11 protein-coding genes are annotated in these 10,806 nt (G+C 68.6%); 6 read left to right on the plus strand and 5 right to left on the minus strand.

The window, feature by feature from the left end; all coding sequences use genetic code 11:
* Positions 1-4: 4 nt before the first annotated feature.
* Genes KCQ71_RS04700 through KCQ71_RS04710 form a run of 3 tightly spaced genes read left to right on the plus strand, consistent with a single transcriptional unit; the run spans position 5 to position 3,980 of the window.
* The gene (locus tag KCQ71_RS04700; protein ID WP_223403376.1) at positions 5-925 is read left to right on the plus strand and encodes a carbohydrate ABC transporter permease; all 921 of its coding nucleotides are present in this window, start codon (positions 5-7) and stop codon (positions 923-925) included.
* Positions 918-1,778, plus strand: coding sequence for a carbohydrate ABC transporter permease (locus KCQ71_RS04705; RefSeq protein ID WP_223403378.1), 861 nt, complete (start codon positions 918-920; stop codon positions 1,776-1,778). The genes KCQ71_RS04700 and KCQ71_RS04705 overlap by 8 nt, the downstream gene beginning before the upstream one ends.
* Before the next feature lie 36 nt (positions 1,779-1,814).
* Positions 1,815-3,980 (plus strand): alpha-galactosidase, encoded by a 2,166-nt coding sequence (locus KCQ71_RS04710; protein ID WP_223403380.1) that lies wholly within the window; start codon positions 1,815-1,817, stop codon positions 3,978-3,980.
* 111 nt (positions 3,981-4,091) lie between these two features.
* Here KCQ71_RS04710 and KCQ71_RS04715 read toward each other — a convergent pair whose 3' ends face one another.
* The 4 genes from KCQ71_RS04715 to KCQ71_RS04730 all read right to left on the minus strand — a co-directional run bounded on the left by KCQ71_RS04715 (position 4,092) and on the right by KCQ71_RS04730 (position 8,244).
* The gene (locus KCQ71_RS04715) at positions 4,092-4,958 is read right to left on the minus strand and encodes a fumarylacetoacetate hydrolase family protein (protein ID WP_223403382.1); all 867 of its coding nucleotides are present in this window, start codon (positions 4,956-4,958) and stop codon (positions 4,092-4,094) included.
* Between the two features lie 67 nt (positions 4,959-5,025).
* The gene (locus KCQ71_RS04720) at positions 5,026-6,249 is read right to left on the minus strand and encodes an acyl-CoA dehydrogenase family protein (protein ID WP_223403384.1); all 1,224 of its coding nucleotides are present in this window, start codon (positions 6,247-6,249) and stop codon (positions 5,026-5,028) included.
* 49 nt (positions 6,250-6,298) lie between these two features.
* Entirely contained in the window at positions 6,299-6,649 is a 351-nt protein-coding gene (locus KCQ71_RS04725) for an EthD family reductase (RefSeq protein ID WP_223403386.1), read from the minus strand.
* Positions 6,650-6,663: 14 nt separating this feature from the next.
* Complete coding sequence (locus KCQ71_RS04730) at positions 6,664-8,244, minus strand: acyl-CoA carboxylase subunit beta (protein ID WP_223403388.1); 1,581 nt, start codon at positions 8,242-8,244, stop codon at positions 6,664-6,666.
* Between the two features lie 123 nt (positions 8,245-8,367).
* Between KCQ71_RS04730 and KCQ71_RS04735 the strand changes: the two genes are divergently transcribed.
* The 3 genes from KCQ71_RS04735 (at position 8,368) to KCQ71_RS04745 (ending at position 10,035) form a co-directional block, all read left to right on the plus strand.
* Positions 8,368-8,901: a MaoC family dehydratase gene (locus tag KCQ71_RS04735; protein WP_223403390.1), complete on the plus strand. Its 534-nt coding sequence runs from the start codon at positions 8,368-8,370 to the stop codon at positions 8,899-8,901.
* On the plus strand, positions 8,898-9,518 hold the full coding sequence (locus tag KCQ71_RS04740; protein ID WP_223403392.1) for a biotin transporter BioY: 621 nt from the start codon (positions 8,898-8,900) through the stop codon (positions 9,516-9,518). The genes KCQ71_RS04735 and KCQ71_RS04740 overlap by 4 nt, the downstream gene beginning before the upstream one ends.
* 79 nt (positions 9,519-9,597) lie before the next feature.
* Positions 9,598-10,035 carry a cupin domain-containing protein gene (locus KCQ71_RS04745; RefSeq protein ID WP_223403394.1) on the plus strand — a complete coding sequence of 146 codons (438 nt, stop codon included), beginning with the start codon at positions 9,598-9,600 and terminating at the stop codon, positions 10,033-10,035.
* 93 nt (positions 10,036-10,128) lie between these two features.
* On the opposite strand, the gene KCQ71_RS04750 is transcribed toward KCQ71_RS04745, so the two are convergent.
* Positions 10,129-10,632, minus strand: coding sequence for a nuclear transport factor 2 family protein (locus tag KCQ71_RS04750; RefSeq protein ID WP_223403396.1), 504 nt, complete (start codon positions 10,630-10,632; stop codon positions 10,129-10,131).
* Positions 10,633-10,806: the final 174 nt, after the last annotated feature.

Consider the following 10,806-nt stretch of genomic DNA (forward strand, 5'->3'; position numbering starts at 1 on the left):
TGGCATGACCGTCGCACACACGCCCGGAGGGCCGGCGGCTCGCAGCCGCCGACCCTCCGGGGACGGCCGGTGGGCCGCGATCCTGCTCGCGGTGCCCGTGCTCGGGCTGGTGGTCTTCTACCTCTGGCCGCTCATCCGCACGGCCATCCTGTCCGTCTCCACCGGCAACCCGTTCCTCGGGTACCAGATCACGGGATTCGACAACTGGGTGCAGGTCCTGACCGGGGACGAGCTACCCCGGGCACTTCTCAACACGCTCGTCTACGCAGCGGTGGTGCTGCTCGGCGTGCCGCTGGCGATGATCGCGGCCGTCCTGTTGCACCAGCGCGGTCTGCGCTTTCGCGGGTTGTTCCGCGTCCTCTACTTCCTGCCCGTGGTCACGATGCCCGCGGCCGTGGCCATGGTCTGGCGCTACATCTACAACGGCGACTTCGGTCTCCTCAACGAAGTCCTCGCGACCATGGGCCTGCCGACGACGGCGTGGGTCGCCGACCCGAGAACCGCGCTCTACGCCGTCGCCGTGGTGGGGATCTGGATGGGCCTTGGCACCAACCTGATCATTCTCGCCGCCGGACTCGAGGCGATCCCGGACAGCGTCACCGAGGCCGCAATGCTCGACGGCGCAGGCCCAGTTCGGCGGTTCGCGTCGATCACCGCTCCGCTGCTGTCTCCGTCGGTCTTCCTCGTGAGCGTCCTGTCCGTGATCGGCTCCTTGCAGATGTTCGACCTGCTCTTCGTGATGCTCGGCCGGACGAACCCGGCGCTCGCCGACAGCAAGACGATCGTCTACCTGTTCTACGAGGAGGCCTTCGTGCGCAGCGACCGGCCGCTCGGCGCGGTGATCGCGCTGGTCACCCTGGTCGTCACGCTCATCGTGACCGCGATCCAGTTCCGGCTCCAGCGACGGTGGGTGCACTATGCCTGAGCGGAGCCGACCGGGCCGGGGCCAGGACGCTCGAGCGGGGCTGCGGGCCGGCCGGGTGGCCACCTACCTGGTGCTCGCAGTCGGTGCGCTACTGATGGTGGCCCCGTTCCTGTGGCAGTTCCTCACCTCGGTGAAGTCGCTCCGGGAGTCCACCGTGGCGCCGCCGGTGATCTGGCCGAGCGCGTGGCACTGGGAGAACTACCAGCGCATCTTCGACGTGCTGCCCGTCGAGACGATGGCGGTGAACAGCCTGCTTGCGTTGATCCTGCGGGTCACCGGCCAGCTCCTCATCGCCTCGCTCGCCGCGTTCTGTTTCGCCCGGCTCCGGTTCCCGCTGCAGCGGGCCTTGTTGACGCTGTTCCTGGCCACCCTGATGGTGCCGCCACAGCTGTTCATCATTCCGCAGTACGAGGTGATCCGGGACCTGAACTGGCTGAACACGATCCAGGCGCTCGCCCTGCCCGGGATCTTCTCCTCGTTCGGGATGTTCATCCTGTACCAGTTCATGCGGTCCCTGCCGGTCGAGCTGGACGAGGCGGCCCGGATCGACGGCGCCAACCCGTGGCAGATCTACCGGCGGATCATCCTGCCGTTGTGCATCCCTGCCCTGGCGGCGGTCACCATCATGACGTCGCTGTTCTCCTGGAACGACCTGCTCTGGCCGCTGGTCATCAACACCGACCCCAGCCGGATGACCCTCCCGGTCGGGTTGGCCACGCTCCAAGGAGCCCAGGGCACCGACTATCCGGTCCTGATGGCCGGATCCCTACTCGCGATCCTGCCGATGGTGCTGATCTTCGTGCTGCTGCAGAAGCAGTTCATCCAGGGCATCGCCATGTCCGGCTCCAAGTAGCCACCACCGTCCGAACAGAATGACCTGAGGAGCGCCGTGACAAGGAATGCAGCATCGATCGAGCACCTGCGCCGAGGCGGGACCAGTGTGGTCCTCAATCTGGACGGCGGGCGCTTGCCTCGCATCCTGCACTGGGGTGCCGATCTTGGGAACCTGGACGAAGCAGCACTGCTCAGTTACGCCGGCGCCGTGGAACCGACCATCGGTGACAGCGCGGTGACCTACCCCCAGCCCGTACCGGTGGTTCCCACACTGGCCGAAGGCTGGCTCGGTCGCCCCGGGATCGCCGGCAGCCGTGGCGGGCGGGCGTTCGCGCCACTGTTCCGTGAGGCACGCTCCACCGTGGACGACGTCGACGGCACGGTCCGCATCCGGACGACCGCGACCGATCTCGCCTCGGAGCTGCAGATCGACATCACGACCGAGCTGGGGCTCAGCGGGCTGCTCCGGATCGCGATGGAGCTGACCAACACCGGCACGGACGACTACCGGCTCGACGCCGTCGAGGTCGCGTTGCCGCTGCCCTCCGAAGCCGGCGAGATCCTGGACCTCACGGGGCGCTGGGCCCTCGAGCGAGTCCCGCAACGGCATCCCCTCCAGGTCGGATCGTGGGTCCGGGAGAGCCGTGGCGGAAAGCCGGGACTCGACCATACGACGATGCTCACCGCCGGGGAGCCATCCTTCGGGTTCCGCAAGGGCCGGGTCTGGGGTGTCCACCTGGGATGGAGCGGCAACCAGGTGCTGGCAGCCGAACTCATGCCCGCCGGGACCCGGTCGCTGCGCGCGGGCGAGGTGCTTCTGCCGGACGAGGTGGTGCTGGCGCCGGGGGAGACCTACCGTTCCCCGTGGGTCTACGGCTCGTGGGGCGAAGGGCTCGATGAGCTGGCATCCCGGGTGCACCGGCACCTTCGGGCGCGACCCACGCACCCGCGCTCTGCCCGTCCGGTGGTGCTCAACACCTGGGAGGCCGTGTACTTCGACCACGACCCGGAGCGGCTGACCATCCTGGCGGAGCAGAGCGCCGCGCTCGGCATCGAGCGGTTCGTGGTCGATGACGGCTGGTTCCTGGGCCGCCGCGACGACACCCGTGGCCTGGGTGACTGGCTGGTGGATCCGGCCGTCTGGCCCGACGGCCTGGAGCCGCTGGCGGCCCGGGTACACGAGCTCGGCATGGAGTTCGGGCTCTGGGTCGAGCCCGAGATGGTCAATCTCGACTCGGACCTGGCCCGCGAGCATCCGGAGTGGGTCTTCGACGCCGGGCACGGTCCCGGTCTGCCCTCGCGCTACCAGCATGTTCTGGACCTCACGCACGAGGAGGCCTACGCCCTGGTGCTGGAGCGGATCTCGGCCGTGGTGGATCGGCTCGCCATCGACTTCCTCAAGTGGGACCACAACCGCTACCTGACCGACGCCGGGCACTCCCGCGATGGCCGACCCGCCGTGCGGAGGCAGACCCAGCAGGCGTACCGGATGATGGATGAGTTGCGCTCGCGGCACCCCGGTCTGGAGATCGAGTCCTGCGCCAGCGGCGGCGGCCGGATCGACCTCGGCGTGCTCGAGCACACCGACCGGGTCTGGCCGAGCGACTGCAACGACCCCCACGACCGGGTCGACATCCAGCGGTGGACCGGCCTCCTGGTACCTCCCGAGCTCCAAGGCACCCACATCGGCGCCATGGAGTCGCACACCACCCACCGCGTCGCACCACTGGACTTCCGCGCAGCGACAGCGTTCTGGGGCCACTTCGGGATCGAGCTCGACATCGCCTCGCTCCAGCCGGAGGAGACCGAGGCGGTCCGCAACTGGATCCACCAGCACCGGGCCATGCGCGACCTGCTCCACAGCGGTGACGTGGTGCACGCGGACACCCAGCCCGCCGTCCGCCTCGAGGGCGTGGTCGCAACCGATCGACGTTCGGCGCTCTTCCAGTTCGTGGTCCTGGACCGACCGCCGGTCTGGCCGCCGGAGAGGTTGCGGTTCCCCGGCCTCGACCCGGACCTGACGTATCGGGTCACGGAGTTCACAGCTGGCGCGCCGGCGCCCCGGGACCAGTGCGCGCCATGGCTCGCGACCGGGGTCACTCTGCCGGGGCGCGTGCTCGCCGAGGCCGGCGTCGAGGCACCCTCGCTCGACGTCGATCGCTCCATGCTGTTGCGGCTTGAGGTGCCGTCGGGCCCTGCCCGCCGCACGCGAACCGGCTGAGGAGCGTGCCCGCCTGAACCAGCACGAGGCCCCCTGCGGTCGCGGCGACCTCGCGCCGTCGGGCATTGAGATGACGGAGCCAGCGACGAGCGCCTCTTCCCCGGTCGTTGCTCATGCCTGCACCGGCTCGGTCTCCCTCCCGGGCGGGGCGTCGACGCGCTCCGCAACGGCGACGTTGACGAGTTCGCCGATGCCGTCGATTCTCGTCGTGAGGGCCTGACCGGCCTGGAGGTACCGGCCGGGCTTGCGTGCGTGTCCAACCCCGCCCGGCGTGCCGGTGGCGATGATGTCCCCTGGGTTGAGAGTGACGATGGTGGAGATGTACTGCACAAGGTCGACCGCGCCGAAGACGAGGTCGTCGAGCGGGGTGCGCTGGACCTCCTCGCCGTCCAGGAGGGTCACCAGCTGAGCGCCGTCGGGCATCTCGTCCGGGGTGGCCAGTACGGGACCGAGCGGGGTCGAGCTCTCCCAGGTCTTGCCCTGGAGCCACTGCGTGCTGCGGTACTGGAAGTCACGCATCGTGACGTCGTTCAGGACCGAGTACCCGGCGATCGCGGCGGCCGCCTGCTCGGCGTCCGCGCGGCGCACGGTCGCGCCGATGACGACGGCGAGCTCGCCCTCCCAGTCGACCTTGTCCGACTCCGGCGGGAGCTGGATCTCATCACGGGCGCCGATGAGCGCCTCCGGGTATTTGGCGAACAGGGTCGGATGCTCGGGCAGCTCGCGCCCCATCTCCAGGATGTGGTTCCGGTAATTCAGCCCCACGCAGACGATCTTGGCCGGCGTGAGGACCACAGGGGCCAGGTCGGCCGAGTCCATGGCGTGGACGGCGCCGGTCGCACCGGCGACGCCGGCGAGGTGTCCGCGACGCAGCAGGTCGCCGACGTCGGCGTAGCCCTCCAGTTCGACGGCGGTGGCGCCGTCAACTCGGGCGGCGACGCTCTCGCCGCCGCCCAGGCGAATGGTGGTCAGTTTCATGGTTGCCTCCGTAGGCGTGCGCACGGTCGTGAAGACGCTCCATGATCCGGAGCCGGCCCGACGAACCTCAGAAGGATCGGGGCAATCCCAGGAGCCGTTCGCCCAGGTTGTTGCGGAGCATGTCGTTGTTGATCGGTGCAAAGACCCAGAGACGGACGTCGCGCCACCAGCGCTGGATGGGCAGGTCGCGGCTCAGCCCCATCCCGCCGAAGATCTCCATTCCGTCCTGGGTGACCTTCACGGCCGCCTCGGATGCCGCGACCTTTGCCATCGAGGACAGGTTGTCGGCGCGCCCGCCGGCGGACTCGATCGCCGCCGCCCGCACGAGCAGGCCTCGGGCCGCCTCGATCGCTAGGGCGCCGTCCACCAGCCGGTGCTGCACCGCCTGGAAGGCGCCGAGCGTCGATCCGAACGCCTTCCGGTCCCGGGCATGCGAGACGGTCGCGTCGAGGGCACCCCGCGCCGCGCCGATGGCGCCGGCGGCCGCGTTGATGCGCTCTCGGTTGAGCGTGGACAGGACCTGACGGAACCCTGAACCAGCCACCCCGACCACGGCCGATGCCGGGAGGTGGACGTCCTCGAACCGGATCTCGGTGGTGTCGAACCCGCGGATCGACGCCGTGGGCAGCACCGTGGGGCTCAGACCCGGCGTCTGCCCCGGCACCAGCAGCATCGTCACGCCGTCGATGGAGGACCGCTCCGGCTCTGCCGTGCGCGCGAGCACGAGAAGGAAGTCGGCGGTGTTGGTGCCCCCGATCCAGCGCTTGTGGCCGTCGAGGACCCAGCCGCCTTCGACCTGGCTGGCCGAAGTGCTCATCACCCGGGCGATGTCCGTGCCGCCGTCGGGCTCGGTGAGGGCGAAGGACAGCTTCGCCTCACCCTTCACCAGCCGGGTCAGCCACTGGCGCCGCTGCTCCTCGGTCCCGAACGAGGAGAGAATATGGACGCCCATGTAGTGGACGATCAGGTAGACCGCCATCGATGTAGGCCCGGCCGCCAACTCCTCGATCACGACCGCTTGTTCCTGGATGTCCCCGCTGCCGCCGTACGCCGCGTCCGCGCCGATGGCCAAGATGCCGTCTGCAGCGAGCGCCCGGTACAGCACCTCATCGAACTCCTCGCGCTCGTCGAGTTCGAGGACCCGCTCCGGCGGTGCCACCTCCGTGACCAGTTCCCGCACCCGTGCGCGGAGAGCGGCGCGCGCAGCGGTGTCGGCAATGGGGTCCGCCGCCAGGCCTGGCTCGTCCGTGAGGACGGCGGCCCGGGGGCTGACAGTGCTCGGCTGCGGCATGTGTCTCTCCTGTGAGCGGATGGGGTGCGGTTGGAACGAGTGTGAAGCCTCAGGCCAGATGGGGCGCGGGCCGGTCGGCGTCCATGGCGTCGAGGGGGACCTCGACCTCTTCGGTGATGAGCCACTTCAGGTCGCCGATGAAGTGCGCCTCATGCGCGAAGAGTTCCGCGGACCGCTCACGGTCGAAGGCGATGGCGATGTCCTTGAGCGAGTCGAACCACAGCTCGGCCACACCGTCAGCCGGCCACGGGGTGGGATGGTCGATCGCGACGTTCTGCCGATAACGCCGAACCCCGTGCAGGCGCCTGACGAAGGCTGGATGGTCCTCCTGCCAGTGCCGGAGGAACTCCTCCCGGGTCAGGCCGTCCTTGCGCACGATGATGGCGATGATCTTGTACACGGGGTGGCCTCGCCTCAGACCGGGGTGACGGCCTGGCGCCGCGTGACGGGAACCGCTGGACGCCTCTTGTAGAGCTGAAGGCGTCGGGTGAGCTCGCCTCGCAGTTCGTCGGTTGGCGTCACCGCCTCGACCGCGTTGGCATCGGCGATCTTGAAGACGTCGATGCCTTCGGCGTACTCGGCCTGCTTCTGCTCGACGAACGCTCGGCGCTCCTCGGGATCCTCAATGGCGTGGATCTGGTTGTAGTAGACGCCGTTGACGGCAGCGTCCGGTCCCATCAGGGCGGGTCGCGCGGTGGGCAGGGCGATAACGGCGTCAGGGTGCATCGGCGCTCCGGACATTGCGAGATACCCGCCGCCGTACGCCTTGCGCACCAGCACCGTGATCCGAGGAACCCGGCACTCGGAGACCGCGAAGATCATCTTCGCCCCGTGCCGGATGATGCCCTGGCGTTCGACAGCCGATCCGATCATGTACCCGGCGATGTCGACGAGGAAGACGATCGGGACGTTGTAGGCGTTGCAGATCCAGATGAACCGTGCGGCCTTGTCGGAGGAGTCCGGGAAGATCGTCCCACCCATGTGCTTGGGCTGGTTGGCCACCAGGCCGACGGGCTGGCCGTTGATCCGCGCGAAGCCGGTCAGCATCTCGGGCGCGAAGAGTTCCTTGTATGGGAAGAACGAGCCCTCGTCGACCAACGATTCGACGAACTCCTCCATGTCGAAGACCTCCGCCTCCCGTAGCGGCACGATCTCGCTGAGCAGGCGCCCGTCGCGGGGCTCGGCGGGGGCGGCGACAGGTGCAGGCTTCTCCCAGTTCGACGGCAGGAAGGACAGCCACACCCGGAGGGCAGCGATCGCCTCCTCGTCGTCGTCAACGGCCACGTCGCCGAGCCCGGAGACGGTGCAGTGCATGTCCGCGCCGCCCATCTCCTCGAGCGTCACCTTCTCGCCCGTCACCATCTCGGCCAGCCGCGGTGAACCGAGGTAGGCAGTGGCGTGGCCACGGACCATGATGGTGAGGTCGCACAGCGCCGGGACGTAGGCGGAGCCGGCCGGGGACGGGCCGAAGAGAGCGCAGACCTGCGGGACCCGACCGGAGATCTGCACCTGGTTGTAGAAGATGTTGCCCCAGGCGTGCCGCCCGGCGAAGCTCTCGAGCTGCTCGTCGATGCGTGCGCCAGCGGAGTCGAAGAGGTAGATGATCGGGATGCCCGCCGCGACCGCCGTCTCCTGCGCGAACGTGATCTTCTCGAAAGTGCGCTTGCCCCAGGTGCCGGCCTTGACGCTGTAGTCGTTCGCGATCACGCAGACCTGGCGACCGTCGACGTTTCCGTAGGCGCAGACGACGGCGTCACCGGGCAGGTTCTCCGAGTACCGGGCAAGGAGCCCGTCCTCGATGTAGTCCTCGTTGTCGAAGAGCAGCTTGAGTCGTTCGCGAACGAGCAGCTTGCCCGAAGCCTTGATCTTGTTCCGATTCCTCTCGGCGCCACCCAGACGCGCCAGGCGGAGTGTCTCTGTCAGGGTGTCGTGCACCGTGCGTGCCGTGGCCGACGGCGGCGTCTCTACCGCCGTCGCGCTGTCGCGGACCGTCATCGTTGACCCTCCAGTACATGGGACTGTTCCTACTAACGAGCGTACGCTAGCCTGAGCGCGAAGGAAAGGTACTCCGCCGACGTCGCTCGGCAGATGGCCTTCATATCGACAAGGGAGTCTTGGATGAACCAGGTGGCGGCAGGGGCGCGTGACCTAGGGACGGCAGGCGAAAAGGGCCCACCCGACCACTATTGGGACGCGCTCGAGGTGGGTGACCGGCTGCGTACCACGGGGATCACCGTCACCGAGTCGCACCTGGTGGCCTGGGCCGGCATCACCGGTGACGTCGTGCAGTTCCACCTCGACGCCGAGCACGCCGCGAGCACTCAGTTCGGCCAGCGAATCGCGCACGGCCCGTTCACTCTCTCGGTCGCCTTGGGCCTGCTGACGCAGACCGGCTACTTCGGCAACGTCGCCGCCTGGCTTGGCCTCGACGAGGTTCGGGCCCGTCGGCCGGTCCTGATCGGGGACACGATCTCGGCCCGTGCCGTCGTCCGTACGTCCCGCCCGTCCAGAAAAGGTCATCAGGGCATCTGGACCATCGACTACATCGTCCTCAATCAGCGGGACGAGGAAGTCATGACGTTCACGTCCAGTTTCCTCGTCCAGCGCAGGCCCACTGAGAACCTCGAGCCCACCGCATCGGAGGAATCGTGACCGTTCTTTCACCCGCCGTCCGCCGGGCGCCGCTCGTCGACCACATCGTGATCTCCCGCAGTCTCGCCACCGACGTCGTTCTCGTCCTGGCCGGTGTCACGCTCGTCGCACTGCTCGCGCGGGTGGAGGTCCCGCTGTGGCCGGTGCCGATCTCGGGGCAGACTCTCGGGGTCATGCTGGTCGGTGCGTCGCTCGGCGCGCGCCGAGCGACGGCGGCGCTCACCTCCTATCTGCTCCTTGGCCTGGCGGGGCTGCCCGTGTTCGCCGGCGGGACCGGCGGGCTGTTGTCGGTGACGAAGCCGTCGTTCGGGTTCATAATCGGCTTCATCTTCGCCGCGGCGTTCATCGGCTGGCTCGCCGAGCGCCGGTGGGACGAGCGGCCGCTGCTGTCGATCGCCGGCTTCTTCGGCGCCAGCATCATCCCGTTCCTGGTGGGCGTGCCCTACATGGGTGCCGTGCTCGCCAGCCTCGGGCTGGCTCACGACCCTCGCACGCTCATCGAACTCGGGGTGACCCCCTTCATCGTCGGCGGGGTCATCAAGTGGGTCATCGCTGCCGCCACGATGCCCCTCGCGTGGCGGGTCGTGCGAGCGTTCGACCGCGCCGGGAAGCCATAACGGCAACCGGCGCAGCTGACCATCCCGTGACGTTTCAACACCACGAAGGAACGCAGTTTCACCGAAAGGAGCACGCATCATGACTCAGACACCCAGCACCCTCAAGAAGTTGACGGTCCAGCGCAAGGACGAGTTGCCGGAGGCCCCGGGGCAGACGGCGAACGCCCGCCGACTGTCGGGTGTGAGCAAGGAGAACACGGAGGTCGCGGGCCTCTGGTTCGGGAAGGTCTACACCGGCCCGGGCGAGGTCTCCGACCCCCATCACCACGGCGAGGCCGAGACGGGTGGGTACGTCCTCAAGGGCAACGGCTTCATCCGGTTCGGCGAGCGCTACGAGGACATCCTCTACATGGCCGAAGGTGATTTTGTGTACGTCCCGCCCTTCGTGCCGCACATCGAGGGCAACCTCAGCCGCACCGAGGAACTCATCTGGATGACAACCCGCACACCCGACAACATCGTCGTCAACCTCACCGACCAGGACGTCGCCGATATCGACATCAAGTACGTCGACTGACGGCTGCCCGTCCTCACCACGACGGCCCTGGTACCGCATCGGTACCGGGGCCGTCAGGCTCCGCGGGCGGTCTCGGCTCGCCCAGCGTCGAGGTCAGCCCACCCAGCTCACATCGGGACCGAGGACGTCGTACTCCGGTGCCGGTCCACGGTTGACCAGCGGGTCGATCCTGGTGCGCACCAGGCGGGAGAAACTGATGAGCCACCGCCCGTCAACCCGGCGATACTCCTCCTCGTAGTACCCGTAGCCCCGGATCCCGTACATGGCGGGGACGTCGACATCCTTGTAGATGCGGCTGCCCGTGTCCCAGGTGAGGTAGTCGTGCATCGACCAAACCCCGCGCGCGGTGTCGGGGCCGGTCGCCCCGAGGCGCGGCATGAACCCCTGATGGGTGCTCTGCACGTCCGCAAGGAAGGCCGACACAGTCGCGACGAAGTCGGCGGGCCCGTCCGCGCCGAACGCGAAACCCTCGAACGACGCGTCCGAGGCGAAGAGTTCGACGAGTCTGGCCCATTGCTTGGTATCGAGATAGTAGAAGTAGCGCGCCTTGAGCGTCGAGATCTCGTGAGCGTCGGCGGCGGGGAGGATGTCGGGCATGGCGTGCTCCGTCCTATGGGGCGCGACCTCGTGTCGGTGCGCAAATGTCGGGTCGGTCAGGTCTCCGCACACTCGGTACGGTGCACGAGAGGTGGGGGGGGGGGGGGGGCCCCCCCCCCCCCCCGGGGGGGGGGGGGGGGGGGGGGGCCGGGGGGGGGGGCGGCGCGGGACGCC

The sequence above is a fragment of the Occultella gossypii genome, assembly GCF_019947135.1.
GTDB classification, from domain to species: Bacteria; Actinomycetota; Actinomycetes; order Actinomycetales; family Beutenbergiaceae; genus Occultella; species Occultella gossypii.

Bases quoted from the DNA above. Each gene is read 5' to 3' on its own strand.
- KCQ71_RS04700 (WP_223403376.1), top strand. From the start codon at position 5: ATGACCGTCGCACACACGCCCGGAGGGCCGGCGGCTCGCAGCCGCCGA.
- KCQ71_RS04705 (WP_223403378.1), top strand. From the start codon at position 918: ATGCCTGAGCGGAGCCGACCGGGCCGGGGCCAGGACGCTCGAGCGGGG.
- KCQ71_RS04715 (WP_223403382.1), bottom strand. From the start codon at position 4,958: ATGAAACTGACCACCATTCGCCTGGGCGGCGGCGAGAGCGTCGCCGCC.
- KCQ71_RS04720 (WP_223403384.1), bottom strand. From the start codon at position 6,249: ATGCCGCAGCCGAGCACTGTCAGCCCCCGGGCCGCCGTCCTCACGGAC.
- KCQ71_RS04730 (WP_223403388.1), bottom strand. From the start codon at position 8,244: ATGACGGTCCGCGACAGCGCGACGGCGGTAGAGACGCCGCCGTCGGCC.
- KCQ71_RS04735 (WP_223403390.1), top strand. From the start codon at position 8,368: ATGAACCAGGTGGCGGCAGGGGCGCGTGACCTAGGGACGGCAGGCGAA.
- KCQ71_RS04745 (WP_223403394.1), top strand. From the start codon at position 9,598: ATGACTCAGACACCCAGCACCCTCAAGAAGTTGACGGTCCAGCGCAAG.
- KCQ71_RS04750 (WP_223403396.1), bottom strand. From the start codon at position 10,632: ATGCCCGACATCCTCCCCGCCGCCGACGCTCACGAGATCTCGACGCTC.